Source organism: Halopiger aswanensis (genome assembly GCF_003610195.1).
GTDB lineage: Archaea > Halobacteriota > Halobacteria > Halobacteriales > Natrialbaceae > Halopiger > Halopiger aswanensis.
In genome coordinates this window covers 404,949-431,141 of sequence record NZ_RAPO01000001.1, presented here as the reverse complement: position 1 = coordinate 431,141, position 26,193 = coordinate 404,949, and the positions used below count along the sequence as shown (strand labels likewise).

General features: G+C 64.6%; 27 protein-coding genes. 14 read left to right on the top strand and 13 right to left on the bottom strand.

Going from position 1 to position 26,193, the window contains the following annotated elements:
- Positions 1-18: 18 nt before the first annotated feature.
- A complete protein-coding gene (locus ATJ93_RS02040; protein WP_120242969.1) occupies positions 19-1,080 on the bottom strand; it encodes a PGF-CTERM sorting domain-containing protein in 1,062 nt (353 codons plus the stop codon).
- Between the two features lie 375 nt (positions 1,081-1,455).
- Between ATJ93_RS02040 and ATJ93_RS02035 the strand changes: the two genes are divergently transcribed.
- The 5 genes from ATJ93_RS02035 to ATJ93_RS02015 all read left to right on the top strand — a co-directional run bounded on the left by ATJ93_RS02035 (position 1,456) and on the right by ATJ93_RS02015 (position 8,622).
- Complete coding sequence (locus tag ATJ93_RS02035; protein WP_147376614.1) at positions 1,456-1,995, top strand: hypothetical protein; 540 nt, start codon at positions 1,456-1,458, stop codon at positions 1,993-1,995.
- Between the two features lie 110 nt (positions 1,996-2,105).
- On the top strand, positions 2,106-4,946 hold the full coding sequence (locus tag ATJ93_RS02030) for a DEAD/DEAH box helicase (protein ID WP_120242967.1): 2,841 nt from the start codon (positions 2,106-2,108) through the stop codon (positions 4,944-4,946).
- A 144-nt stretch (positions 4,947-5,090) separates the two neighbouring features.
- Entirely contained in the window at positions 5,091-7,196 is a 2,106-nt protein-coding gene (locus tag ATJ93_RS02025) for a PAS domain-containing sensor histidine kinase (RefSeq protein ID WP_120242966.1), read from the top strand.
- Positions 7,197-7,265: 69 nt separating this feature from the next.
- Positions 7,266-7,658, top strand: coding sequence for a response regulator (locus ATJ93_RS02020; RefSeq protein ID WP_120242965.1), 393 nt, complete (start codon positions 7,266-7,268; stop codon positions 7,656-7,658).
- 148 nt (positions 7,659-7,806) lie between these two features.
- Positions 7,807-8,622 (top strand): protein sorting system archaetidylserine decarboxylase, encoded by an 816-nt coding sequence (locus tag ATJ93_RS02015; RefSeq protein WP_120242964.1) that lies wholly within the window; start codon positions 7,807-7,809, stop codon positions 8,620-8,622.
- 281 nt (positions 8,623-8,903) lie between these two features.
- On the opposite strand, the gene ATJ93_RS02010 is transcribed toward ATJ93_RS02015, so the two are convergent.
- Positions 8,904-11,147, bottom strand: a complete 2,244-nt coding sequence (locus ATJ93_RS02010) for an AAA family ATPase (RefSeq protein ID WP_120242963.1) — start codon at positions 11,145-11,147, stop codon at positions 8,904-8,906.
- Positions 11,148-11,276: 129 nt separating this feature from the next.
- Here ATJ93_RS02010 and ATJ93_RS24290 point away from each other — a divergent pair, with 129 nt between their 5' ends.
- Positions 11,277-11,411: a DUF7128 family protein gene (locus ATJ93_RS24290; protein WP_013880488.1), complete on the top strand. Its 135-nt coding sequence runs from the start codon at positions 11,277-11,279 to the stop codon at positions 11,409-11,411.
- A gap of 16 nt (positions 11,412-11,427) precedes the next feature.
- Here ATJ93_RS24290 and ATJ93_RS02005 read toward each other — a convergent pair whose 3' ends face one another.
- Genes ATJ93_RS02005 through ATJ93_RS01995 form a run of 3 tightly spaced genes read right to left on the bottom strand, consistent with a single transcriptional unit; the run spans position 11,428 to position 13,085 of the window.
- On the bottom strand, positions 11,428-11,673 hold the full coding sequence (locus tag ATJ93_RS02005) for a DUF7508 domain-containing protein (protein ID WP_120242962.1): 246 nt from the start codon (positions 11,671-11,673) through the stop codon (positions 11,428-11,430).
- A 2-nt stretch (positions 11,674-11,675) separates the two neighbouring features.
- On the bottom strand, positions 11,676-12,182 hold the full coding sequence (locus tag ATJ93_RS02000; RefSeq protein WP_120242961.1) for a DUF5796 family protein: 507 nt from the start codon (positions 12,180-12,182) through the stop codon (positions 11,676-11,678).
- A 57-nt stretch (positions 12,183-12,239) separates the two neighbouring features.
- Positions 12,240-13,085 (bottom strand): YihY/virulence factor BrkB family protein, encoded by an 846-nt coding sequence (locus ATJ93_RS01995; protein WP_120242960.1) that lies wholly within the window; start codon positions 13,083-13,085, stop codon positions 12,240-12,242.
- A gap of 162 nt (positions 13,086-13,247) precedes the next feature.
- Here ATJ93_RS01995 and ATJ93_RS01990 point away from each other — a divergent pair, with 162 nt between their 5' ends.
- From ATJ93_RS01990 to ATJ93_RS01980, 3 genes are all read left to right on the top strand, one after another.
- Entirely contained in the window at positions 13,248-14,120 is an 873-nt protein-coding gene (locus ATJ93_RS01990) for a shikimate kinase (protein ID WP_120242959.1), read from the top strand.
- Positions 14,117-14,452: a chorismate mutase gene (locus ATJ93_RS01985; RefSeq protein ID WP_120242958.1), complete on the top strand. Its 336-nt coding sequence runs from the start codon at positions 14,117-14,119 to the stop codon at positions 14,450-14,452. Before ATJ93_RS01990 ends, ATJ93_RS01985 begins: the two co-directional genes overlap by 4 nt.
- A gap of 96 nt (positions 14,453-14,548) precedes the next feature.
- The gene (locus ATJ93_RS01980) at positions 14,549-15,082 is read left to right on the top strand and encodes a GNAT family N-acetyltransferase (RefSeq protein WP_211334013.1); all 534 of its coding nucleotides are present in this window, start codon (positions 14,549-14,551) and stop codon (positions 15,080-15,082) included.
- A gap of 474 nt (positions 15,083-15,556) precedes the next feature.
- Here the strand turns inward: ATJ93_RS01980 and ATJ93_RS01975 are convergent, their stop codons facing one another.
- The 4 genes from ATJ93_RS01975 to ATJ93_RS01960 all read right to left on the bottom strand — a co-directional run bounded on the left by ATJ93_RS01975 (position 15,557) and on the right by ATJ93_RS01960 (position 18,957).
- The gene (locus tag ATJ93_RS01975; RefSeq protein ID WP_170155498.1) at positions 15,557-15,826 is read right to left on the bottom strand and encodes a HalOD1 output domain-containing protein; all 270 of its coding nucleotides are present in this window, start codon (positions 15,824-15,826) and stop codon (positions 15,557-15,559) included.
- 682 nt (positions 15,827-16,508) lie between these two features.
- A complete protein-coding gene (locus tag ATJ93_RS01970; protein WP_120242957.1) occupies positions 16,509-16,820 on the bottom strand; it encodes a HalOD1 output domain-containing protein in 312 nt (103 codons plus the stop codon).
- Between the two features lie 43 nt (positions 16,821-16,863).
- Positions 16,864-18,222 (bottom strand): helix-turn-helix domain-containing protein, encoded by a 1,359-nt coding sequence (locus ATJ93_RS01965; protein WP_120242956.1) that lies wholly within the window; start codon positions 18,220-18,222, stop codon positions 16,864-16,866.
- Between the two features lie 294 nt (positions 18,223-18,516).
- Positions 18,517-18,957 (bottom strand): DUF7522 family protein, encoded by a 441-nt coding sequence (locus tag ATJ93_RS01960; protein WP_120242955.1) that lies wholly within the window; start codon positions 18,955-18,957, stop codon positions 18,517-18,519.
- A gap of 115 nt (positions 18,958-19,072) precedes the next feature.
- Between ATJ93_RS01960 and ATJ93_RS01955 the strand changes: the two genes are divergently transcribed.
- Complete coding sequence (locus tag ATJ93_RS01955; protein ID WP_120242954.1) at positions 19,073-19,276, top strand: DUF7501 family protein; 204 nt, start codon at positions 19,073-19,075, stop codon at positions 19,274-19,276.
- Between the two features lie 185 nt (positions 19,277-19,461).
- Here the strand turns inward: ATJ93_RS01955 and ATJ93_RS01950 are convergent, their stop codons facing one another.
- Positions 19,462-20,277: a hypothetical protein gene (locus ATJ93_RS01950; RefSeq protein WP_120242953.1), complete on the bottom strand. Its 816-nt coding sequence runs from the start codon at positions 20,275-20,277 to the stop codon at positions 19,462-19,464.
- A gap of 143 nt (positions 20,278-20,420) precedes the next feature.
- Between ATJ93_RS01950 and ATJ93_RS01945 the strand changes: the two genes are divergently transcribed.
- Entirely contained in the window at positions 20,421-20,999 is a 579-nt protein-coding gene (locus ATJ93_RS01945) for a hypothetical protein (protein ID WP_245977492.1), read from the top strand.
- A gap of 24 nt (positions 21,000-21,023) precedes the next feature.
- On the opposite strand, the gene ATJ93_RS01940 is transcribed toward ATJ93_RS01945, so the two are convergent.
- The 3 genes from ATJ93_RS01940 to ATJ93_RS01930 all read right to left on the bottom strand — a co-directional run bounded on the left by ATJ93_RS01940 (position 21,024) and on the right by ATJ93_RS01930 (position 22,443).
- Positions 21,024-21,401, bottom strand: a complete 378-nt coding sequence (locus ATJ93_RS01940; RefSeq protein ID WP_120242952.1) for a universal stress protein — start codon at positions 21,399-21,401, stop codon at positions 21,024-21,026.
- A gap of 389 nt (positions 21,402-21,790) precedes the next feature.
- Complete coding sequence (locus ATJ93_RS01935) at positions 21,791-22,099, bottom strand: DUF7521 family protein (RefSeq protein WP_120242951.1); 309 nt, start codon at positions 22,097-22,099, stop codon at positions 21,791-21,793.
- Positions 22,096-22,443: an ArsR/SmtB family transcription factor gene (locus tag ATJ93_RS01930; protein WP_120242950.1), complete on the bottom strand. Its 348-nt coding sequence runs from the start codon at positions 22,441-22,443 to the stop codon at positions 22,096-22,098. Before ATJ93_RS01930 ends, ATJ93_RS01935 begins: the two co-directional genes overlap by 4 nt.
- A 253-nt stretch (positions 22,444-22,696) precedes the next feature.
- On the opposite strand from ATJ93_RS01930, the gene ATJ93_RS01925 reads away from it, so the two are divergent.
- From ATJ93_RS01925 to ATJ93_RS01915, 3 genes are all read left to right on the top strand, one after another.
- Positions 22,697-23,326: a metal-dependent hydrolase gene (locus ATJ93_RS01925; protein ID WP_120242949.1), complete on the top strand. Its 630-nt coding sequence runs from the start codon at positions 22,697-22,699 to the stop codon at positions 23,324-23,326.
- Between the two features lie 346 nt (positions 23,327-23,672).
- Positions 23,673-24,770: a polysaccharide deacetylase family protein gene (locus tag ATJ93_RS01920; RefSeq protein ID WP_211334012.1), complete on the top strand. Its 1,098-nt coding sequence runs from the start codon at positions 23,673-23,675 to the stop codon at positions 24,768-24,770.
- Positions 24,767-26,113, top strand: a complete 1,347-nt coding sequence (locus tag ATJ93_RS01915; RefSeq protein WP_120242948.1) for a PGF-pre-PGF domain-containing protein — start codon at positions 24,767-24,769, stop codon at positions 26,111-26,113. Before ATJ93_RS01920 ends, ATJ93_RS01915 begins: the two co-directional genes overlap by 4 nt.
- Positions 26,114-26,193: the final 80 nt, after the last annotated feature.

Genomic DNA, 26,193 nt, shown 5'->3' with positions numbered 1-26,193 from the left:
TTTTGCCGTCTTGACGGGTTAGGACGACCGTGAATCGACGTACCGTGCAAGCGTCACGGAGCCCAGTGCGACGACCGCAGCGATCGCACCGAAGCCGGGTAGTCCGTCGCCCGTACCGCTGGCATCGCCGGTGTCGTCGCTTTCGTCGGTCCCGTTCGAATCGGAGGACGATTCTGACGGCTCGTTCTCGTCGTCGCTCGAGTTCGTCGCGTTCTCGTCACCGTCGCCGTCGCCGGAATCGATCGTCGAATTATCGGTCGAATCCTCGAGGCTGATGTCTCTGTCACCGTCGAGTTGGAGGACGACGACGACCTGACCGTGCGAGCGGTCGGGGTAGTAGGTCCAGCCGCCGCCGGCTTCCTCGTAGGATTCGGCGTCCTCGATCGGATCGACGTCGGTGTCCCAGGTGTCGTGGGCCTGCTGGACGTAGCCGACGAGTTCGATATCGTCGGCGTGTTCGCCGGAAATTTCGGCCTCGCCGTACTGCACCTCGCCGCCGTCTTCCGGCAGGCCGTGGATTTCGATGCAGTGGGCGTCCATGTAGCCGTCGCCCTGCGGGACGTCGGGACTCGTGCCGAACTGGTCGGCGTCGAGCGGCCGATCGTAGTTTTCGGTCAGCGGGTACTCGACGGTCACCGGGTCGGCGTGGGAGTGCCAGTCGATCGACTCCCCGGTCGGCACGGTAACGGTCGTGTTCGGGACGCTCTCGCCGGCGACGACCTGTCCGGCCTCGTTGAACAGCGAGACGCAGATCTTCCCCGAGCCGTCCCCGAGGTATGGCGACCGGTACTCGTCGCGCGGGTTGACGTAGCTGATCCACCGGTTGTCGTCCGCCTTCGCCTCGAAGTAGGGATCGCCCTCCTCGGGGGCCGGCACGGCGAACTCGCTTTCCGAGACGTTCTGCTGTAGGGCGACGTTCGCCGATGGACTCGAGTCCGACCCGGCGTCGGCGGTGCTCGCACCCGTCGCACCGACGGCGACGCCGACCGTCGCGACGCTACTGACCGCGACGAGGACGGCGAGAACGAGCGCAGTCCGCGTGCGCTCGTTCCCCGCGCCTCGTGAGAGGGAATTCCGCATTCGGCTCACCTCGCACTGGACGCCGGAGCGGTCGTAGCGAGCGATCGCGATGCGAGGGCCGGCCGGCCGCGGCCGTCCTTCCTTCCCGCTCCACCGGCAGGTGCACCCGGCTCAGTACCGGGAGTTACAGCACGGGGGCGTCTCGAGCACGCGGACAGCTCAGTCGAACGACCAGTCGGAATCGGTGACTGTCGTGGATCGATAACTGTCATCTGGTCGAAGTACTGAACTCGCGCATGTAGCTATGAATCGCATACCCGGTCGGAAAGTGGTCCCTACCGCAGTTACGGTCCGGTTTCGCCACCGATTCGAGGCGGTCGACCCCTTGCGTTGCCACCCCGAATCGACTTCCGAGGCGGGAGAGTAGGGGCCCCGATGCGCCTTCCATCGACACCACGAACGCGCAGGCGAGATCAGCGAGCGGCCACACCGCCGGGCGATGGCGCCTCGAGCGGCGGTCGGGGCCTCGCGCGGAAGTTGCTGTTGCTCTCGCTGGGGTTCGCCGCCGTCGCGTACGCCGCGTCGAGATACGCGGGCGTCCCGGACGAGTTCGAGAAGATTCCGATCGGCGAACGGGAGGAGGAGATCGACCGGAGCGAGGAGGGGCCGCCGACCGAGGACGCGAAGTCGGCGGCCGACGACGGCGGCGACTCGGACGCCGACGTAACCGGCCTCGACGCCGAGTCCGGGACGCAGGCTGACGCCGACGCCGATACCGACGTTAACGACGTGATCGACGATGCGGAAACGAACGTCGACATCACCGACGAGGAGCGCTCGTCAGAAGAGATCGCGGAACGCGCCGACGAGAACATTCCCGAGCCGGGTGAGATGGCCGTCGACGAGGACGTCGCCGACGAACTCGTCGGCGAAGGGAACGACTCGAGCGGCGGCGAGGCGTCGGACGAAGAGTAGCCGAATCGGCCCGTTTCGCCGCCTCACCGTCGTCCTCGAGTCGGCGTTCGATTACCGATCGGGCGAGCGGAGCGTGGTCCTTATGCGTCGCTCGCCCCTACGAGAAATCGATGACTGACGGGGACGTCGCGGCCTTTACGCACCTCGGCTCGACGGTTCGCGGGGCACTTTCCGAGCGCGGGTTTTCGACGCCGACGGCGCCGCAGCAGTTGGCGATCCCGCCGCTGGCTGCGGGCCAGAATACGCTCGTGATCGCACCCACCGGGAGTGGCAAGACCGAGACGGCGATGTTGCCCGTGTTCGACCACCTCGTCGCCGACGACGGGCCGCCCGAGGGGTTCGGCGCGCTCTACATCACCCCGCTGCGGGCCCTGAACCGCGACATGCGCGAGCGCCTCGAGTGGTGGGGCGAGTACCTCGGCCTCGAGGTCGACGTCCGCCACGGCGACACGACCCAGTACCAGCGAGGGAAACAGGCCGAGAACCCGCCGGACGTGCTGATCACGACGCCCGAGACCGTCCAGGCGATGCTTACCGGCGAACGCCTGCGCGAAGCGCTGCAGGACGTCTCCCACGTCGTGATCGACGAGGTCCACGAACTCGCCGCCTCGAAGCGGGGCGCGCAGTTGGCGATCGGCCTCGAGCGACTCCACGACCTCGCGGGTGAGATGCAGCGCATCGGCCTCTCGGCGACGGTCGGCGATCCCGAGGACGTCGGCCAGTTCCTCACCGGCGGCCGATCCTGCGAGATCCGCGAGATCGACGTCGGGAGCAACGTGGACGTGGCGGTTCGCCACCCCGAGATCACCGACGAGGACGAGGACCTGTCGGGGACGCTGATGACGGATGCCAGCACGGCCAGCCACGTCCGCTTGATCCGCGACATCGTCGCCGACCACGAGTCGACGCTCATATTCGTCAACACGCGCCAGACCGCCGAGGCGCTGGGCTCGCGGTTCAAGGAACTCGACCTCCCGATCGGGGTCCACCACGGCTCGCTCTCGAAGGAGGCCCGGATCCAGGTCGAGGACCGCTTCAAGACGGGCGAACTGGACGGCCTGCTCTGTACGTCCTCGATGGAACTGGGGATCGACGTCGGCCGCGTCGACCACGTGGTCCAGTACAAGAGCCCGCGGCAGGTCACGCGCCTGCTCCAGCGGATCGGGCGCGCCGGCCACCGCCAGGACGAGGTCTCGAGCGGGACCATCGTCACGACCCGGCCGGACGACACCTTCGAGGCGCTGGCGATCGCCCGCCGCGCCCGCGAGGGCGAGGTCGAACCGGCGGCGATCCACGAAGGGAGCTTAGACGTCGTCGCCAACCAGATCCCGGGGATCGTCCAGAGCCGCGGGGATACCCACTTTCGGGACGCCTACGACACCGTTACGCGCGCGTATCCGTTCCGGGACCTCCCGAAGGAGACGTTCCGCGAGATCTGCTCGGAACTGCACCGCAACCGGATCGTCTGGTTCGACGAGGGCGAGGACCGCCTCGAGACGACCGGCGGGACCTGGCAGTACGTCTACTCGAACCTCTCGATGATCCCCGACGAAGAGACCTACGAGGTCCACGACATCGCCTCGAGCCAGCAGATCGGGACCTTGGACGAGCGGTTCGTCGTCAACTTCGCCCAGCCCGGCGAGGTGTTCGTCCAGCGCGGCGAGATGTGGCGGATCGCCGAGATCGACGACGAAGAGGGGAAAGTGAAGGTTAGTCCCATCGAGGACCCTGCCGGCGAGGTGCCCTCCTGGATCGGCCAGGAGATTCCGGTCCCCGCCGCGGTCGCCCAGGAGGTCGGCGAGATTCGCAATGTTGCACAGCCGCAACTCGAGACGGGTGCCGACGCCGCCGCCGTCGGCCGCGAACTCGCCCACCGCTATCCCGCCGACGAGTACACGCTCACCGAGGCCTGCGACCAACTCGAGAAGCAGATCGAGGCCGAGGCGCCGATGCCGACGGCCGACCGGATCGTCTTGGAGCGACAGGGCCGGACGATCGTACTCAACGCCTGCTTCGGCCACACGGCCAACGAGACGCTGGGCCGCGTGCTCTCGGCGCTTTTGGGTCAGCGGGCCGGCTCTTCCGTGGGACTGGAGACCGACCCCTACCGGATCGAACTCGAGGTCCCGAGTTCGATCGCGACCAGCGACGTGATCGAGGTGCTCGAGGACACCGACCCGGACCACGTCGAGACGATCGTCGAACTCGGACTCAAGAACTCCGACGCGCTGGCCTTCCGCCTCGCGCAGGTCTCCGCGAAGTTCGGCGCACTCAAGCGCTGGCAGAGCCAGGGCTCGGGCCGGATTTCGAACGAGCGCCTGCTGGCGGCGCTCGAGGATACGCCGATGTACGAGGAGGCGGTCCGCGAAGTGTTCCACGAAGATCTGGATATCGAGCGGGCGAGCGCGGTGCTCGAGGGGATCCAGTCGGGCGACCTCGCGTTGGTCACCCACCGCGGTCGCACGCCGGTCGGCCAGGGCGGGCGCTCCTCCTCGGGGAAGGAACTGCTCGCGCCGGAGAACGCCGACGCGAGCGTCATCGAGACGGTCCGGGAGCGCCTGCAGAACGACCGGGTCATCCTGCTGTGTACCCACTGCAAGGAGTGGAAGGTCAAGACGAAAGTCAAGCGGGTATCGGACCAGCCCGAGTGCCCCGAGTGCGGGTCGACCCGGATCGCGTCGCTGAACCCGTGGGCCGAGGAGGTCGTACAGGCGGTCCGCGCGGAAGAGAAAGACGAGGAGCAAGAGCGGATGACCGAGCGCGCCTACCGCGCCGCGAGTCTGGTCCAGAGCCACGGCAAGCAGGCCGTCACCGCGATGGCCGCTCGCGGCGTCGGGCCGCACAACGCCGCCCAGATCATCAACAAGCTCCGGGAGAACGAGGACGAGTTCTACCGGGACATCCTCTCGAAGGAGCGCGAGTACGCGCGGACCCAGTCGTTCTGGGACTGAGGCGCTCGAGGCGGGCAATTGGCGCTCAATACACGCCTAATACGGCATAAACGGTCGTCGAAACAGGTCAATTCCATAAAATGTACCGAACAAATACGGCAAGTCACCGCAGTCCTTATCCCCACTTATGCCGAAACTCCGGCGATGGAATCCGGTCCGCCTTCGAGGCCGTCTGCAGGTGATACGGACCACGAGAGCGACCCGGCAGCGTCGAGTCCGCGTCGGATCGGTGCGCTTCTCGCGGCGGCCGACATCGCCGGTTTCCGCGCGACGGAATCCGGCGTGATTACCGAGGTCAACGACGCGTTCGCGTCGCTGACCGGCTACAGTCGGTCGGAACTCCGCGATAAGTCGCTTACGGAGCTCGTGACTGCTGACGACGCCCTGCTCGAGGAGCTCGGTACCCCCCACGACGCGAACGGATCGGACGACGGGACCAAAGCGGGGTCGACCCTCGAGCCCGGCGCGGGTCCGGTATCGATCCCCGTCTCGCTGCGGACGAAAAGCGACACTGCCATCTCCTGTGACCTTCATCTCGAGGGCTTTGCGGGAACCGATGGCGAGTTGGAACTCGGGGGAATCGTCGACCGGCGACCGAACGCGACGGCGACGGTATCGGAACCAGACCTCACGTACGGCAAGACGTTCCAGGCGTTAGCCGAGGCGCTACCTGACGGGATCATCGTTCTCGATACGAACAGCGACATTCAGTACGCCAACCCGGCGGTCGAGCGCATCCTCGGCTACACGCCGGACGAACTGGTCGGCTCGAGCAAGGTCAACATCATCCCGCCGCGGCTTCGGCAAACACACCTCGACGCCCTCCAGCGGTACCTCGAGACCGGCGAGCGACACCTGAACTGGACCTACGTCGAACTTCCCGGCCAGCACAAGGCGGGCCACGAGGTGCCCCTGGCCGTCTCGCTCAACGACTTCACGTACGACGGCGACCGCTACTTCGTCGGACTCTTTCGCGATATTTCACCGCGCAAGGCCGCCGAACAGGCGCTCACCGAGAAGGTCATCCAGCTCGAGTCGGTCAACTACCTCGGCCGGTACGCGCTCGAGAATCCGGACGTCGACGACCTGCTCGAGAAGGCGACCCGCCTGATCGAAACGGCGCTCGACGTGGAGTGCTGTCTCGTCCTGGAGACCGAACCGGCGCCCGTCGGCGGCGACGGCTCCGCACTCGAGGTCCGCGCGAGCGTCGGCTGCGACGACGACCTGCTCGAGAACGAGACGACGACCGCGGTGTCGTCGTCGGAGCCGGGGCTGTTGGCCGAGCGGACGCTCGCGACCAGCGAACCGATCGTGGTCGAATCGTTCGAGGCCGACGACAGGATCGAACGCTCGTCGGTGCTGAACGACACCGGCATCCGGAGCGGAATGGGCGTCACGATCGGTCCCGCAGACGATCCGTGGGGCGTGCTGGCCGTCTACGACGACCGCGAGCGGGAGTACGCCGACCACGACGTCGATTTCCTCGAGAGCGCCGCGACGATCCTCGCGACCGGCATCGAGCGCCAGCAGTACGAACGCCGGCTCAACGAGACGGTCGCCGACCTCGAGGAGTCGAACGAACGGCTCGAACAGTTCGCCTACGCCGCGTCCCACGACCTGCAGGAACCGCTCCGGATGGTCTCGAGTTACCTCCAACTCATCGAGGACCGGTACGTCGACGAACTGGACGCGGACGGCGAGGAGTTCATCGAGTTCGCGGTCGACGGCGCCGAGCGGATGCGCGAGATGATCGACGGGCTCCTCGAGTACTCCCGGATCGACTCGCAGGGCGACCCCTTCGAGCCCGTCGATCTCGACGACGTCCTCGAGGACGTGCTGACGGATCTGCAGGTGAAGATCGAGGATACCGACGCGGAGATCACGACTGAGTCGCTGCCGACCGTCGAGGGCGACGCCAGCCAACTGCGCCAACTGTTCCAGAACCTGCTGTCGAACGCCCTCGAGTATTCGGGCGACGAGCCGCCGCGGGTCCACGTCGGCGTCGAGCGGAATCGGCGGATGTGGGAGATCTCCGTTGCGGACGAGGGCATCGGCATCGAACCGGAGGAAACGGACCGGGTCTTTCAGGTGTTCCAGCGCCTCCACAGCCGCGACGAGTACCCCGGTACGGGGATCGGACTGGCGCTCTGTCGGCGCATCGTCGAGCGCCACGGCGGTCGGATCTGGGTCGACTCGGAGCCCGGCGAGGGGTCGACGTTCGCGTTCACGATTCCCGTCGACGGGCCGTAACATCGGGTATAATAACGCTTCTGGCAGACTGCCAAACGGTTTATAGTAACTCGTCCGAGTTGTCTGTCTATGTCACCGTATCGCGTTCTCTTCGTCGACGACAGCGACTTTCTGACGGAACACGTCAGCCAAACGTTACGATCGGAACACGATTTCGACGTCGAGACCGTCGCGACGGCCCCGGACGCCCGCTCCGTCCTCGCCGACTCGTCGTTCGACTGCGTCATCTCCAGCTACGAACTGCTCGACGAGACCGGCCTCGAGCTCGCGGCCTCGCTGCACGACGAGGCGTCGATCCCCGAGCTGCCGTTCGTCCTCTTTACCGGTAACTCGCTCGAGCCGCTCGTCGACGAGGCGCTCGAGGCGGGGGTCTCGGCGTTCGTCAGTAAGAGCGACCACGCGACGGGGGAGATGAACGTCTTCGCGAACCGGATTCGGTTGGCGATCGAAGCGCACGAGTAAGCTCGCTGGGCGGCGCCTCAGTATGGCTATCCGTCGGTTCGACGTCTCGCGGTCGGCGACCCTGTTCTCGCGCTGTTCTTCTGGACTGGTTCACTGTCGGCTCCCTGCCCTCCGTAACGGCCATACGCCTCGGCGTCGTGGATCCGATATGAAGTTCGCTCCCGGGGCCTGGAAGTACGCCATCCTTCCGCTGCTGGCCGCGCCGTTCGCGCTCGTAATCAGCGCGACGGCGGGGCTCCTCTCGCTGGCAGCCGGCGCCGGCGTCCTCGCTTTCTTCCGCGATCCAGAGCGTACGCCGCCGCCGACGGGCGTCGTCGCGCCGGCCGACGGCCGCGTCTCCGTGCTCCGCGAGGAGGGCGACCGCGTCCGGCTCGGCATCTTCATGAACGTCTGGCACGTCCACGTCGTCCGCGCGCCCTTCGCCGGCCGCGTCACCGACGTCGAACACGTCTCCGGCGCGAACCGCCCCGCCTTCTCCAAGGAATCCGACCGAAACGAGCGGGTTCACGTCCGCCTCGAGACCGACTCGTCGAACCTGCCGGCCGACTCGAGCGGCGACGCCGCCGACGGCGAGCCGGCGCCCGCACCGGATCCGGACGACTACCCCGACACGCCCGAAAGCGACGCCGAAGTCACCCTCATCGCCGGCGCGTTCGCCCGCCGGATCCACCCCTACGTCGAGGCCGACGACGACCTCGAGCGCGGCGAGCGGATCGGACACATCGCCTTCGGTAGCCGCGTCGACGTGCTCTTCCCGCCGTCGGTCGACCGGTCGGACATCGCCGTCGAACCCGGCGACTCGACGACCGCCGGCGAGACGGTCGTGCTCGAGGGCGGCGGGTTCGAGGCCGACGACCTCGAGTTCGACGTGACGACCGAAACGCCCGATGGCGGGAGCGAAGAGTTCGAGACCGACGGCGACTCCGACGCCGAATCGGACGGCTCGGCCTCGAGTCCTGCCTAAGTTACCATCGAGGTACCCGCGTTCGCACGGTCAATCCGTTTCATCGACCCTCAAGCCCGGCAGATCGCAGCCCGCACGGCTTGCAAAGGTACAGCCAGCGTTCATGTGGCTCGTCATCGGTTTAACAGCTACGCCTGCAGTGGCATCGGCCCGCGGTCCGGCGATTGGATGCCACGGTTGCAGGACGCAACGTCAGCGATCGGCGCGCATCGCCACTGAGAACGCGATCGCAAGGAAGTACCGGCCTGCGGCCGCGGACATCGCTAACCGATCGCGAGCGGCTACGTATCCGTATCGACGTTCTCTCGAGCCGCCTCGAGGTGGCGGCGCTCGATGAGGACCTCGTCGGCCTTCTCGTTGGCCTCGTCGGGCTCGTACTCGGTCGCGACCTCGCGGATCGCCCGCATCGAGGCGTCGCGCACGAGGGCCTCGAGGTCGGCGCCGGTGTAGCCCTCGAGTTCGGCCGCCAGTTCGGCGATGTCGAGGTCGTCCGCGAGCGGCTTGCCGCGGGCGTGGACCTCGAGAATCTTCTCGCGGGCCTCGCGGTCGGGTTCGCCGACGTAGACGTGCGTGTCGAGGCGCCCGGGACGGAGCAAGGCTGGGTCGATGTGGTCCTTGCGGTTCGTCGCCGCGAGCACGACGAGGTTCGGGTTCTCGCGCATGCCGTCGAGTTCCGTCAGTAGTTGCGAGACGACGCGCTCGGTGACTTCGTGGCCCTCGCCGCGGGCCGAGGTGATCGCGTCGATCTCGTCGAAGAAGACGATCGACGGCGCGGACTGGCGGGCCCGCTCGAACACCTCGCGGATGGCTTTCTCGCTCTCGCCGACGTAGCGGTCGATGATCTCCGGGCCGTCGACGCGGACGAAGTTGACGTCCGTCTCGCCGGCCAGCGCGCGAGCGAGCAAGGTTTTGCCGGTCCCCGGCGGCCCGTGCAGCAGGACGCCGGAGGGCGGTTCGGTGTTGGTCTCCTCGAATAAGCGATCGTAGGTCAAGGGCCACTCGACCGATTCGCGGAGGGTGTTCTTCGCCGCCTCGAGGCCGCCGACGTCGGAGAAGTCCGTGTTCGGCGACTCGGCGACGTACTCGCGCATCGCGGAGGGTTCGACTGACGCGAGCGCCTCGTCGAAGTGCCGCTTGCGGACCGTCGGCTCCCGATTCCACGCCTCGCGCTCGTCGGCGTCGGTCGGCCGATCCCGAATCGCCGCCATCGCGGCCTCGCTCGTGACCGAGTCGAGGTCCGCGCCGACGAAGCCGTGGGTTCGCCGGGCGATCGCGTCGACGTTGACGTCGTCGCCCAGCGGCATCCCGCGGGTGTGGACCTCGAGGATCTCCTTGCGCCCTTCTTCGTCGGGGACGCCGATCTGGATCTCGCGGTCGAAGCGGCCGCCGCGGCGCAGCGCAGGGTCGATCGCGTCCACGCGGTTCGTCGCGCCGATGACGATGACCTCCTCGCGGGCGTCGAGCCCGTCCATCAGCGTCAGCAGTTGGCCGACGATCCGGTTCTCGGCGTCGCCGTCGTCGTCGCGCTGGCCGGCGATGGAGTCGATCTCGTCGAAGAAGATGATCGTCGGCGCCTCGGCTGCGGCGGTTTCGAACACCTCGCGGAGCCGCTCCTCGCTCTCGCCCTTGTACTTCGACATGATCTCCGGGCCGGAGATCGTCTCGAAGTTGGCGTCGACTTCGTTGGCGACCGCGCGGGCGATCAGCGTCTTCCCGGTGCCCGGCGGGCCGTACAGCAGGACGCCGGAGGGCGGCTCGACGCCCAGTCGGCGGAAGAGGTCGGGCTCCGAGAGCGGCAGTTCGATCATCTCGCGGACGAGCTCGAGTTCTTCGTCTAAGCCGCCGATATCCTCGTAGGTGACCCCGGAGCTCGGTTGGGTCGCGGTCGCGGGTGCAGAGGGCGTGTCGGACTCGGATGCCGCGGGGCCGGTGTCGCCAGACCCGCTCGTCCCGCTGGGTCCGCCGCTCGAGGATCGGGAGCCGGACGTCGCAGCCGCCGCATCGCTCGCGTCGGGGGCGTGAATCCGAATCGTCGTCGTGCTCGTGATCCGCACGTCGCCCTCGGGGGTCGTGTCGACGACCTTGAACGGTTCCGCACCGACGCCCTCGACGCGGATCTGTTCGCCGGCCCGCACCGGGCGATTGCGGAGTTTCTTGGTCGCCTCGCGCTCGGCGACCTGCCGTTCGTTGGCCGACAGCGACGGCGGCGGCGTCAACGTGACGCGTTCGGCCTCGCGGATCGAGGACTTGTCCGCCGGCCGGACCGTCACCGTATCGCCGACGTGGACCCCGGCGTTCGCGCGGGTATCGGCGTCGATCTGGATGCCGTTCTCCGCCACCGACGGGTCGGCCGGCCACATCTTCGCGACCGTCTCGGTCTCGCCCTCGATGATGACCGTGTCGCCGCTCAGTACGCCTAACTGTCGTCGCGCCAACTCGGGAATCCGCGCGACACCGCGGCCGGCGTCGCGCTTTTCGGCCGCTCGTACCGACAGGGAAACGCCGTCCGTATCCGACCCGCTCATACCCCTTGGTTTCGGCCCTGTCATCTTGAGAATTTCCCCGTCCCCGTCGCCGCCCTCCCTGCCGTCTCGAGCGCTCGATCCGTCCCACCCGGAGAAACGCATTTGGGCGTCCCCGTCGCACCGTGTGGTATGGTCGTCCAGACCGAGCGCGACGACGCAACTTGGTACGAGTGCGAGACCTGCGGGTTGCTCTTCGACGAGAAGTCGGACGCAACCGAACACGAGAAGCACTGCGACGGCTCCGATCCGTCGTACATTCAGTAACGCACGTCGCGGCGGGCTACTCGAGACGCTCGCGGTGGTCGGCCGCGACCTCTCGAGCCTGCTCGGGCGTGTGGGTCTCTGTCCAGCGGACGCGCGCAGCGTCGCCGTAGGCGAGCGCAGTCTTGAGTTCGTCGCGCAGGATACCGTGGTCGACCGAGAGCACGGTCCCGGAGCCGTCGCCGAGTTCGTAGACGCCGGGTTTGTCCGGCGCGCTTCGGACGGTCTCGCGGTCGAGGTCGCGCCAGGGTTTCCGGAGTGGCATGCTTACGCGCTCACTCCGTCTTCGTCTTCGTCTTCGTCTTCGGGTGCCGCGTCGTTTTCACTTTCGGCCTCACCGTCGACGTCGCCCTCCGCAACCAGTTCGTACGCGTGCTCGCTCAACTCGTCCTCCGCGAAGACGAACACGCGGCCGTCGACGACCTCGAGATCCGCTTCGACGCGGATCGAGTAGGCTTCCGTCGTGACGGTCACGCCGGGGAACAGCACCTCTTCGTCGTCGGCCTCGAGCATGACCCGGCCGACCCCGGTCGACTCGAGGATCTCGTCGTGGGTGTCTCGGTCGTTGACGTAGGTCATCACGCCCTCGAGGCCGTCGGGGTCGGTGACGAGGACGTGGACGTCCTTGCCCGGCGGGGTCGTGATGGACTCTTCGACCGGCTTCGGCGGCCCGTGGTAGAACACGTCCCGTCCGTCGAGGTACTCGACGACGATGCCGCCCTCGACGAAGTCGACGCCGATCGTGCTGGGTGCGACGTTGCTGCGCGCGCTCATTGGATGCCCGTTCGGCCGGAGTTCGGAAAAGCGGTGCGTTCCGGTTCCGGGTCGGGCTCAAGCGCTCGCGGCATCGGGTGCGCTTCGCTCGTCGTCGGCGCCGCCGTCGTCACCGTCGTCGCGGCCGGCGGGATGGTGGTCGCCGACCACGACGTTGACCGCCGCGCCGATCAGCAGGACGAAGGCGTTGCCGTAGAGCCAGACGAGCAGCAGGATGACCGCGCCGAACGTCTCGTAGGTGCCGACGGTGTCGACCAAGCCGGCGTAGACGCCGAACACCGCCTCGAGCGCGACCCAGCCCGCCGCAGCGACGATCGTCCCGGGAAGCACCTCTCGAGCGCTCACGTCGACGTTCGGAAAGACGTAGTACATCGGAAAGAACGCGGCGAGCAGTCCGAAAAACAGCGCGAACGGCGTGAGCACTTCGACGACGATGTGATCGATCGCTGCGAGCGTCGTCGCGCCGAAGCCGGCGCCGACGGTCGCGATCAGGATCGCCACGAAGACGACGACGCTGTCGATCGCCTTGCGCGCGACGGAGTCAGCCTCGCCGCCGTAGAGTTCGTCGAACGCGGTGCCGATGCCGCGAAAGATGCGCAGCATGCCCCACAGCAGCGAGACGACGCCGATGAGCGACGCGCCGGCCCGCTCGGAGGCGTTCGTCAGCGCCTCGAAGACCAGTCCCTCGCCCGCGGGGCTGAGGTGATCGCGAGCCATCGCGACGATCTGGTCGCTCAGGTAGTCGTTGCCGACCGCACCGACGAGAATGAACAGCAACAGCAGGAGGGGGACGATCGAGAGGAACGCGGCGTGGGCGATGCTGCCGGCCATGAACGTCACGTTGTGCTCGCGCACCACGGCGGCGACGTCTCGAGCGACGGCGCCGAGCCGTCGCGGGTCCATACGGTTCGCACGCGGTCGGTGCCGAAAAGTCCGCTGCCGACACCTGCGCTCGTACACTTGCCGGCGCCTTCCTCACCCAGCTACCGCTCGAACTGGCGTGCGAACGGGTACCGGGACCCGAAGACCGTCAGCCGTAAATAGCCGCTTTGAGAGTGTACCCGTATGGACGGCCGCGCCGTTGCCCCCGCAGCCGGGACGGTTCTCAACGCGCTCGCGACCGGAGTCGGCTCCGCGTTCGCGATCGACCTCGAGACGACAGCGACCGTCGAACTCACCGACGACGGCACCTTCGTCGGCGAGGTCGACGGCCAACCCGACGCCGACACGACGCTCGTCGAGCGCTGCGCCGCGTTCGCGATCGACGAGTACGCCGCGCAGGCGGGTCTGGACCCCGAGGAGGTCGGCGCCCGCATCCGCACCGAGAGCGAGGTGCCGATGGCCTCCGGGCTGAAGAGTTCCAGCGCCGCAGCCAACGCGACGGTGCTCGCGACGCTCGACGCGCTCGAGATCGCCGACGCGGTCGAGCGCATCGAGGCCTGCCGACTCGGCGTCCGGGCGGCCCGCGACGCCGGCGTGACGGTCACCGGCGCGTTCGACGACGCCAGCGCGAGCATGCTCGGCGGCGTCACCGTCACCGACAACGCGGGCGACGAACTCCTTGCCCGCGACGAAGTTGAGTGGTCGGCACTGGTCTACACGCCCCCCGAGCGGGCCTACAGCGCCGACACCGACGTTTCGGCCTGCGAGCGCGTCGCCCCGATGGCGAAACTCGTCGAGGAACTCGCGCTCGAGGGCCGCTACGGCGAGGCGATGACCGTCAACGGCTTCGCGTTCTGCGGCGCCCTCGAATTTTCGACCGGGCCGATGATCGACGCCCTGCCCGACGTGACCGGCGTCTCGCTGTCCGGTACCGGGCCGAGCTACGTCGCCGTCGGCGACGAGGCGACGCTCGAGGCGGTGCGCGAGCGGTGGGCCGAGCGCGACGGAACGACACGATTACTGCAGACGCGAACGGACGGAACACAAGTACAATGACTCGAGAGTCAGCGACTGACGGGGACGGAAACGGAACAGCTGCGGACGATCGAACGCCCGACGAGATGAGCCTCGACGAACTGCGCGAGGAGATCCAGACGATCGACCGCGAGATCGTCGAACTGATCGCCCAGCGCACCTACGTCGCGGATACGATCGCCCAGGTCAAAGACGAGCAGGGGCTCCCGACGACGGACGAGAAGCAGGAACAGCAGGTCATGGAGCGAGCGGGAGAGAACGCCGAGCAGTTCGACGTCGACGCGAATCTGGTGAAGGCTATCTTCCGGCTGCTGATCGAACTGAACAAGGTGGAGCAGCGGGAGAGTCGGTGAAACCGACATTCCGTCGCGCTTCAAACATAAGGTGAGCGAACCGTTCTTGGAAAGTACTTCAGAAGAGCTATTCGCCGACGCTTTCTCTTTCGGGACGTGACTGCTGACATCAGCCTTCGTCCCTTCAGTCAAGAAGACTTCGACCAACTAATCGAGTGGGTGGACTCTCCGTCGTTTCTCCTTCAGTGGGCGGGCCCAATATTTTCGTATCCGCTCGACGAGTCGCAACTCCGAGAGCATCTCGAAGCTACGAACGACCCTGAACCGAGCCGACTGGCGTTCAAAGCCGTCGATTCGACGGAACAGATGGTCGGGTACGTCGAACTGAACACCATCGACCGACGAAATCTCTCAGCGAGCGTCTCTCGGGTCATCGTGAGTCCAGACGAACGCGGGCGCGGTCACGGAACGTCGATGCTCCACCACCTACTCGAAATTGGCTTCGAGGAACTTGGTCTCCACCGCATCGAACTACGTGTCTTCGACTTCAACGAGTCCGCAATTGCGTGTTACGAGAAGGTCGGTTTCACCCGTGAGGGTACACTCAGGGAGGCACGACGGCACGGGGACGAGTACTGGACGCTGGTTCAGATGAGCGTCTTGGAAGACGAGTGGCGGACGGGCGCGTAGAGGTTTCATCTTTAAATTGACCCGCCAACCAACCCCTCATCGGTGGGCGACAGACAAACCAGCAAAATAGACGAAATCTGTAACGTGAGTCCGAGACCTGAACAAGGTCGAGCAGCGGGAGAATCGGTAGCTCATAACCGTCTATTCTGGTAGTTGGCATCGGAACCGCCATCCTATCCCATCCCATCGCTGTTATCTTGACGAACCACAGCCGACGAGGGAACAGATACCGGGTAGTAGTATTTCTCGAAGGAGGTACGCACCGTTTCAGTATAGGTCAAGTAGGTAACGGCGCAGCGATCTATTTCTCCGATACCTATCAATAGATGCCTGCTGAATAGGGGGGATGAATTCAGCACGATGACTTCGTTTGTTTCACGCCGAAATCAGTGAACCAGTCGCCCTGTAGAGATGCATACTTATCGTGAATGCTGTGTTCAAGCGCTTGTGACGAAAAACGTCGGAAAGTAGCCGTCATAGCTCGTCTGGTTCAGTCAAAGTGACATTCGCCTCGTTATCTACTGTGACAACATATCCAGCGTATTCGAGGACAAGCGATCCGTGACCCTCTTTCCCTTCGAATAGCCTGTCCAAAGCCGACGGATCGACAACTTCGAAGAGTGGGGGACAGTCAACTGGATCAATATCCATCAAATCAGCAACAGCCCCCACGATTCGAAGGCTGAGAGCAGACTCGTCCGCGGACGGCGGCCCCTCTTTTTTCGAGTTGTATCCGTTCCCCATTATCATTCTAATCCCCTTAGATAAAATAGGAACTCTACAGCAATAACGTCACTCCCTAACTAGCGTATGGAGCAGTTCAGTTGATCGCTACACTGACCGGGAACTGCGGTAACGTCGGACAGGTAACCACGAATCGACGATACGTACACGGCCTCTCCTGAGCGGTCACCAACTTCTCAAATCGAACAGAAGCTCGTTCTACATTCGCGCTGTGTTCAGCACAAAGTGTTCGTACTTACTATACTTGGGCCGATTTGCCCTATATCGGTACATACGACCCTGTGCTGAGTAATCTCGTCCTCCGTACATCGAGCCGAGTCTTATGCAACATTCGCGTCATCTATTCAGCAAGGTCTGATTGAACTACCAAACCACTGCCGAGAGCGGCTTGCTGCATACAGAGGATGAGTTCAGCATGGCCTCTCAGTGCTTTCAGGAATTGGCTGACGTCCGTTGCGCCGAGACGTACTGGAAGGGTTATCTAACTAAACGACAACTTAGCCTCGGTTGAGTTCTTCACCATGTTCGTTGAGTCACTTCGCTTTACATTCCATACCGCAGAATGTGAAAATGTGGATGGTTCCGTTTTCTCCATCTACTGTGGCAATCGGATACCGTCTCCCCACCTCTAGTGGAGTTCCGTAGTAATCACAGGTCTTCGGGAACGATGGCCCCTCGTCGCTCATTTTTCTGGCTGAACGGTGATCTCGCCACTACCTGCGATGGTGACTGTACACCCTTCATATGAAAACGAAACCTGGACACTATCCTTCCGCTCATGTAAGATGCAAGCTTCTAGGGCATCCGGGTCGAGAACCGAATACAGCGGTTCCATAGCATATGGCTCCTGCCCCGTGACAGCCGAGACAGTCATGATAATCGTGACACAGAGCGAGTCAGAATCCTCCCGGGCGATTTGGTTGTGATAGGTGTTCGTGGTCGGGTCGTAGCCAACGCGGTCGTCTTCGTCAAGTCCATTCGTGCTTGGACTCATCACGCTGTAAGAAGAGCGTGGGTGGAATAAGCAGTGATATTGACTAGTCAAGTATCCCTTTGCCAGACGCTTCGAATAACTGCTCATACACGGTTTGTTCGGCCTTGCGAAGATGCTGATGGAACGCTTGGCGTGTGATACCCAATTGGTCTGCTAACTCGTCACCAGTACTCGTTCGCGGAGTGGTGAAATAGCCTCCGTAGTATGCCGTTCGCAGGGCTGCGAACTGCTTGTCTGTAAGTGACTCTTCAACGATGTCGTACAAGAGGCGGGGCGTGTAGCGGAGTTCCTGAGACTCCAGTTCGATGTCCGAATACAGTTGTCGAGCCTCCTGGAGTACCGTTCGCGGATCAACGTCTCCCGGCAGTACACCGGTAAGAATTGGTGTTTCGTCGGTCCGACTTCGTACGAAAGCGTTGACCCGTCCCCCGTGATCGTCAAATATCAGCGGCAGAGTCGGAGCCTCTACATGGACTTCGTAGCGACAGTGTTCCTCAGCCAAACTAAGCAATCGCGCGTCGAGAACGGCGAAATGACGTTCGAAAACGTCACGTAATGCCTTTGCCGGGATACCCGTTGTTGTGATGTATTGGAGTGCCGTCCCATCGGAAAGCGTGACAACCTCGTCTACGTCGATATGGACCTCATCGTCAGCCGCAGCAAGATACGGCTGAAACAATTCTTCAGAGTGGAGTTCGAGCAACCGTCGTCTGTCGCTGGTCAATTTATCTTCGCGTTCCTTCAATGAGGTCGCGTCCTCGAAGCCGACAACCACGTACTCGACATCTCCGTCCTCGTTCGGTACTGGAGCCGAATTGCTCGATAGCCACCGCTCAGTTCCGTTCGGGAGCTCTATCCAGTGTTCAAACCCGTAGTCCGGCTCGCCCGTTTCCAGAACACGTGTTACGGGGTGTTCATCGACGGGGACTGGTGTTCCGTCATCGTACGTGATGTTCCACTCAGGTTGTCGATACGTCCGGCTCGTAATCTCGTCCCGGTCGAGATCGAGCGTCTCTTCTGCCCGTTTGTTCGCAAACGATATTTCACCGGACGGTTCGACAACAACGATACTAACGGGGCTGGCATCGAGAATACGCTCGATAAGGTTTCTGTCTTGGATACTCTGCGAAGGGGTGGACTGGGTGTCAGGAGAACGCTTCGCAGACGGTTGGTCAATAAGTGACGCCGGTCGCCACCAGACCCGGGCATTGGCACCAGCTTTCTTTGTCTTCAGTTCACCTCGATCAACGAGTTTCTCTAAGCGTTTGTAGACCGTTCGTCGTGGTGTGTCCAGCGATTCTGCAATTTCTGGCGTCGTGAGCGGTTCGAATGGCTTGTAGCGCTGATCGAAGACGGCCAGCGTTTCAGAATAGACATCCCTCGAAGAGTCCGATGATGACATTGCGTATTTTAAAGCGACCCACACGGAAAGCGGTTCCGTCGATGGAACCATCGGACGGTATGCTTCCCTATTTCAATTAAGGAAGATAGATGGCCATCCACTTGATGCCGCATATGCGCTGTGTATTCAGCACGTCTCGCTCGATCTATCCAGTTACTGGTAGAATTGGCGTGACCGATACAGAGGGTGGATGCAGCAGACCGGCTTCGTTCTGAGTGACTGTCGACAAATCTACCGACCACTGGATCTACCTCGAGGTGACTGACTACCGAGTAGCTTACCGAACTACGGTCTTCAGTCGCCGCCGAACGACGCGTCCGCGAGCAGCCGTCGGACGGCGGTGGCGGCGTCTTCGAACGCGTTCAGATCCATACTGTCGGTCGTCATGATCGTTCCGACGTCGCCCTCGAGCACCCTGACGACGAAGCCGTCCTCGTGGAACCGGACGGTAAACTCGTACGGCCCGATTCCCGTTCCGTCTTCGCGTCGAACGATCGCCGCCCTGACCGGTACCTCCGCGAACCCGACCCGCTCGAGTTCGACCAGTTGCTCCTTGGCCGTCCGGGCGGATTCCGTCGAGTCGTAGAGCCCCTGCCGAAGATAGAGCACGTCGAACGCCGACGGCGTAAAATACACGACGCTTCGGAGTGTGTCACCGAGGCTGGTACGTGCGGCGCTCACGAGACCGGTCGCCACGTCTTCACTGATCCTTGTGCTGTGTTCTTCCGTAATCATCGAACGTATAGAGGTGCTATACCGTATCAAGGATTTCGCCTACAGTTACACGAACTTCCATTCGGACGTCGAATGTCACCCTACGATTGATGCACTTCGCCAGCGAACAGTACGTATGGGCGATTACGAGCACCCGACCCGGGATTCGTCGGCGTGGGATAATCCGGATTTCTGTCCGTTCTGCGGTCGCGAACTCTCGGACGGCGGTCCAGGATTCATCGATCACGTGTCGAGTGACGAGCACGCGACCTGTCGTCAGCGATTCGAGCAGTGGCGGGAAAACGTTGTGACCGACATCGGCGACGAGTGGAGCGGCTGACCTGAACAAGGTCGAGCAGCGAGAGAACCGATCGTCGGAACCAGCCCACTTCTCAGTCCATCGGAACAGTACGGGACGACCAATAGCCGGTCCAATTCGCCTTTAAAACCTCGTCTCCTCGAAATTCTCTCGAGCGCCGACACTCCTCACGCAGTTTCAGCCGACAAGCAATCTAGTTCCACGAGCTAAATCACGACTTCGTCGTCGGCGAGGTACGCCTGTTCAGTCCGTCGTGCTTCCGCCCCCGCTTCGACGAGCGTCGACTGCGTCACCGTGTCCGTGAACCGGTCCCGTTCCGGGTCGACGCGCTCGAGCATCGTCGTGAACGTCGTGCCGCGGCGGCCGCCCGCCCCGACGATGCCGCCGTACTTGCGCTCCTCGAACGCGGTCTCGTCCGGATCGGGAAACGCCTCCCGGATGCGCTGGGCGGTCGCGCTGATGTACTCGGCCGCCTGCCGCTGTGAGTACTGACTGTCCTCGTAGAACGCCTCGGCGTGCTCGTCACACAGGTCTTCGGTGAGGTGGTGGGCCGACTCGTAGCGGACCGATTCGGGCGTCGTGTAGCCGCTGGCGAAGCGTACGTTCACCGTGAAGCTATCGGGGTACCGCAGGATAAGCGGGAAGAAGAGAAACTCCGAGACGGTCGTTCGCTGCTGGATTCGCCAGAGTCCCTCGACGTAGTACGCGGTCAGTCGCCCGATCCGATCGTCGCGGTCGCCGCGGTAGTACGCCATCGCGACCTCCTCGTAGTTCTCGCCTGCAATATGTCGACACCGGCGCTCGAACGTATCGGCCAGCCGCTCGAACTCGGTCTCGTGGGCGTCGAGTAACGGCACGTCGGGATCGGCGAGTAACTCCGCCCGTCGCTCGCGTGCGTCGGCGACGGCCATCATGTGCTCGTGGAACACTCGCTCGGCATCGAGATCGGGCAGCGGCGTGCGAACCGCTCGCTGATGGAGCACCCGCGTCTCGGCGTTGAATCGATGGTGGGTGCCTGTCATTCGCCGGGTCGTACGGGCCAGCGGGTCTTAATTGCGGGTCCCTCGGGGACGGTCGCCTCGAGCGGTGCAGACGTATCGGTCTCGATGACAGTCATCGGGCGCCGAAAAATGATTGATACGGGGAGTCGGGAAACACGGGAACGATGGCTACGTTTCCCTGGAATCGGACTCTGGCGGGTCGCGCGATTCGATCGCGAACGGCTCGACTCGAGCGCGGCGTCCTCGGTCGCACGGCTCGCGGCGTCCGAGCGGCGAGACTCGTCGAGACGGGCCGACGAGCGCAGGACCGAGAGACGGCACGCAGTCGATCATCGGATGCACAGATACGCACCGACGGGGGCAGCGAGCAGTCCGGCACCGACGAGACGGTCGCGATCGAGTTTCTCGACCGCGAGACGGTGCGGATCGTCGGCGACCTCGAGGAGACCATGCTCTCGCTGTTCTGGTGGGACGAGTCGGGGCGGGTCGGGACGATAACGGAGCCGATCGGCGGCGTCGACGGCGACCGGACCGTCACGGTCTCCGAGGCGTTCCCCGAGCAGACGTTCGCCTACGGCCCGGTCGTCACCGGCGTCGAGGGATTCACGACCCCGGGGCCGTCGGTTCCGGGAACCGGCGACGTCAGCGCCTCGAATCCCGACCTCGAGCGCCACGTCGAGGCCGTCCGCGACGAGTACGACGAGGGTGGCGAACTCGAGGATCCGTTTCCCGACGCGAGTTGAGTTGTTGCTCGGCCCGCCCAGCGGTTAGAGTTCCGGCACCGGAACGACCACGACCGGCCGCGTCGCCGACTCGAGGATAGCCTGCGCCGTCGACCCGAGGGCGGCCGTCGCGTCCGGGTTGCCGCTGCGGGCGCCGATGACGAGTTCGTCGGCGCCGATCTCGTCGGCGACATCCCGGAGGATCGATGCGGGGTCGCCGTCTCGGACGTCCGTGTCGACATCGTCGACGGTTGCGAGACGAACCGGGGCGACGTTGAGCGCTTCCTGGGCGTCCTGGCGGGCCGTATCATCGTCGATGGCGGCGACGACCGTCACCGAATCGTCGCTCGTCGTCCGGCCGTCCAGGTAGTCACAGATCGCTGCGGTCGTGTGTACGGAGTCGGTGCCGACCAGATACTGCATATCGGCTGCAGGAAGCCCAGTACCAAGAACGCGGCGCCGGACGCTTTCGGCGACGGGGCGTTTTCCGACCGAGAAAACGCGCTTGCACCACTAATATGGTAGCGTCGAAAGGGATGGACGGGGACGTGATAGGTCCGATCCCGTACCGCGATCACGTCCCGCCGATCCCCACTGCCCGATCCCGGATCGAACGACACTCACCTCCCCTCTCCATCGCCGTTTCCCACGGCTCGCATTGGGTCGTTCGATCCGCCTGCCACCCTCGAAACGGTCCTCCCCCTTCATCCGCATCCGGTCCGCGTTCGCTTCGGCCCTCACGGTCGTGATCGCTCGCGCGAACACGTCCGGTTCGTTCGTGTTCGCCGGCCAGTCTCACCGTGCCGTCGACCTCAATGCTGCCCGTACAGCGAGTACATGATCGCGAGCAGCCCGAGCAGCCGGCTCACGTTCTCGAGGAAGGCAGTCACGACCTGCTCGAGTTCGGTCGCGGTCGTGATCGTGACGTTGACGAGGAACGGACAGAGCGTCAGCAACAGCAAGCCGCCGGCGAGATAGAGCATCGAAGGGGCGTCGTTGCGACGGTAGCCCCGGTAAGCCTGATACGCGATGAGCGTCCCGAGGATTGCGACGAGGAAGAGACTCGCGACGGTCAGGAGTTCGAACAGCGTCGCCTCGTCGAGCCGGACGGGGGCGCTCATCGCATCCCCTCCCACATTCGGGTGAACTTGTCCGCGACGTCCTCGTCGCGATACGATACTTCGAGGTCGAACGTCCCGTCTTCCAGCGAGAGTTCCAGGTTATCGAGGTTCGCGCTGTAGACGCTGTAGTGGTTCCCGTCGGGTGCGAGCTCCGTCTCTTCGGTGACGAGGCGACACTCCTCGAGGCGATCGAGCCGACGATAGATCGTCGGCAGGGACGCATCACACCGTTCGCTCAAAGTACTGGCAGACATGGGTTCGACGCTCGTATGCGTGAGGATTTCCCGTGCGTACTCGTCGTCGAGGACTGCGAGCACCGTCGACAGGTCAGTCTCCTCACTCACTGGTAGCTGAATCGTTCTGGTACTGATATGAAAAGCTGTCCGGTTTTTCTGACCGAGAAAACACCGCCGTCTCGGAGCCGGCGTGGATTTTCCAGCAAGAGCGGCCGGTGAACTCGAGGCGGTATGCGGTCGTTACCGGCGGGCGATCACGGTGGGCGACAGTATCGATCGAACCTCGTTACAGTCGCGGATCGCGACCGGGCGGCGGATATCACGTCCATAACTAACCCGGTCGGGCGGCTGTCGTACCCTGATGTGGCCATGGGAGCACGCGATCGTCGGCTACCTCGTCTACTCGCTCGTGAGTCGCCTCTACTACCGGGAGTCGCCTGACGGCCCGGAAGCGCTCGCGGCCGTGATCGCGTCGGTACTGCCCGACGTCATCGACAAACCGCTAGCCTGGGAGTTCGAGGTGTTCGAGACGGGATACGCGCTCGGGCATTCGATTTTCTTCGCGGTGCCGCTCGGAGTCGCCGCCGGTCTCCTCGCTCGGTCAGTCGGCCGGACGCGAGCCGGCATCGCGTTCGCGATCGGCTACCTCCTGCACCTTCCCTCGGACATCCTCGACGGCTACCTCCGCGGCGGGGTCGTCTACCCCGAGATCGTCCTCTGGCCGGTCGCGACGGTGCCGACGCGGAGTCGAGCCCAGGGGCTTTTCGACCAGTTCTTTCAGTTCTTCGCTCGGTATCGCAACGAGTTGGCGGCCGGTGATCTCTCGACGTATCGAACGGTCCAGATCGCGCTCGCACTCGGCGCGGTACTCGTCTGGCTGATCGACGGTGCGCCCGTCCTCCGGGAGTGTCTGGCGGGTGTGAAACGGCTCCTCCTCGGACGCAGCGGACGGAACGACCGCTCGAAGGCCGGCCCTGGAAATCGGGACTAGTCGATCGACCAATCGCCGTTTTGCGGTCGGGTTCCCCGTTCGCTCTCCATCTGCGGCGATCAGTCGCCGTTACGGACTTCGAATAAATCCGTAATGTCGTCATTTACTATCGTATCGGTGCCGGTGAGAGTGACAGTGGAATGAGCGATACGATCCGGCGATATCGTCCCTCGAGCCGTGACCGGCGGGCGCCGCTGCCGCTGCGATCCCGTCCCCGCCGCAGGCGTTCGAGACGCCGACGAAGATGGCGATCGACAATCCCCCAGCGATCGCCCTCGAGCGACGGTACCGTCACCGATGACGAGACGACCGACGAAGCGACCGGGCCTACCCGGTTGATAGACGGATGACCGACGCGAACCGAACGGAACGAGAGTCTCGGCCGGCGGCTGCCGGGAACCGAGACGAGGACGAGACTGGCGCCGCCGAGGACCCGGTCCAGCAGAGCACACGCGTCGAGGAGGTGCCCCAGGACGCCGAGTTCGCCCTCTGTCTGACTCACGACGTCGACCGGCCGTACAAGGGGGTCCGGTCGCTGTACTACGCGACGCAAGGACGACCGGGCTACCACCTCGGAACCGCCCTCTCGGGGTCGAACCCCTACTGGCAGTTCGAGGAGATCATGCGCCTCGAGGCCGAGTTGGGCGTGCGCTCGGCCTTCTACTTCCTGAACGAGCAGCACCTGCTGGCCGACCGGCCCGCGCGAGAGTGGCTCTCGCCGGCCAACTGGGTGCAGCACCTGGGCCGGTACGATATCACCGCCGACGAGATCGTCGACGTCATCCGCGCCTTAGACGACGGCGGCTGGGAGGTCGGCATGCACGGCTCGTACCACTCCGCGGACGATCCGGATCGACTGCGCGAGGAGAAAGCGACGCTCGAGCGGGTTCTGGGCGAGCCGATCGCCGGCGGCCGCCAGCATCACTTGCGGCTGACGGTGCCCGAGACGTGGGAGTATCACCGCGAGATGGGGCTGCGGTACGACGCGAGCCTCGGGTCGGCGACGGAGTGTGGCTTTCACGAGGGCTATCACCCGCTCCGGCCGTTCGACGACGAGTTCCTCGTGTTCCCGCTGACGATTATGGACCAGGCGCTGCCTGATCCCGCGACGAACCCCGACGCCGCACGCCGCACTTGCGAGCGACTGCTGCTCGAGGCGGCGAACCACGGCGCCGTAATGACGGTCCTCTGGCACCCGCGCTTCTTCAACGAACGGGAGTTCCCGGGCCACCGTGACCTCTACCGCTGGCTCGTCGAGCGTGCGCAGGATCTAGGCGGGTGGATCGGCTCGCCCGGCGCGTTCTGCGACGCGCTCGAGCACGGGCGGACGGCGGGGGTCGACGTCGACGCGGAGGTCGACGCCGACCCGTCCGAAGCCGAGCCGGGTCTCGAGGACGAGCCAACGGAGGCCACACAGCCGTCGACCGTGCGAGGTGAACCATGACGCCGCGCACGCGGTCGGTCGCCGCTCTCCTGATGACCGCCCTGCTGGTCTGTAGCAGCGTGGGGGTCGCGGCAGCGCAGTCGTCCGCGACGCCCCAGCGGGGCCCGGCAGTGAACGCGCAGGCACAGATGCAGTCGGCCGACTCCTACGTCGTCGAACAGGGCGACACCTGCCGACAGATTCGGCCGCTCTCGACAAACGGCACAGTCGGGGCGTTCTACGACTATCGGAACCACGAAACCCACCCCGAAGGCGTCGATCGGCTCTACAGTTCGTACGGAACGACCCACCTGCAGGAGGAGAACACGAGCGTCCTCTTTCTCCACCGCGGGACCGACGGCCTGAGTCTCGTCGCCGTCCACGGCCACCTCGAGGGCGAGACGGCCGGCGGCGTCGCCTCGTTCGACATCGTCGGCGTGCCCAACGAGACCGAGTGGGTCGTCCAGGACGACCTGTACGACGGCGAGTCGAACATGGCCCAGTGGCACCGCGGCGACGGCTGGATCGGCGCGGACTGGATCTGGAGCGAGTCCCGGACCGACGGCGGCGCGATCCGCGGCGGTCTCAACGGCGAGTTCGCCCTGACCGTGCAGCCGGCGTTCAACGAGGACTCCCCGTTCTACGAGAACGAGAGCCTGTACGACCCCGACTTCTACGGCGACGGCGAGGTTGAGGACTGGGAGGTCCTCTCCGGCGACGCCGACGATCCCGAGCGGTCGTCGCTCTCGCTCGAGGAGCCGGTGACGATCCGAACCGGGACCTGCGACGATCCGTCGGTCACGTACGAGCGCACCGACGGCGGCATCGCGGCGACGATCGACGGGGCGACGGCGAACGATCAGATCGCCCTGCAGCCGACCAGCGGAACGAACGAGAACGTCACGTTCGAGCGCGTCGCCGTCTCCGGCCTCGACGACGGTGGATCCGTGACGTTCGCGAACGACCGGCCCGACGGACTGCTCGCGTCGCCTGAGGGAGTCGACTCGCTGTCACACTTGACGATGGACGGCGAATCAACCGAGGATGCTTCGGCAACCGTCACGTTCAGCGTCACCGCCGCCGAGCTCGAGGCACGCGGCCTCGAGGCCGACGACATCGCGCTCTACGAGGCCGACAACGAGAGCGGCGAGTGGACGCAGGTCGAGACGACCGTGGCCGAGGAATCGGCGACCGAGTACCGGTATACCGCCGAAGTCTCGTCGCTCGAGGCGGTGACGGTTGCGGAATCGCGGACGGACACCGAGAGCGGCTCGAGTTCGATGCCCGGCTTCGAGATCGGCGCGACCCTCGGGGCGCTCGCGGTGCTGACCGCGCTGTGGGCCGCTCGAGGACGTGAGCGATAAGGTAGTCGCGGCGTTCTGAGTTTTGTTTCTTCCTCTCCAACCCTCCACCCGGCGGGGCCAGTGTGATACTCGATTCTTCG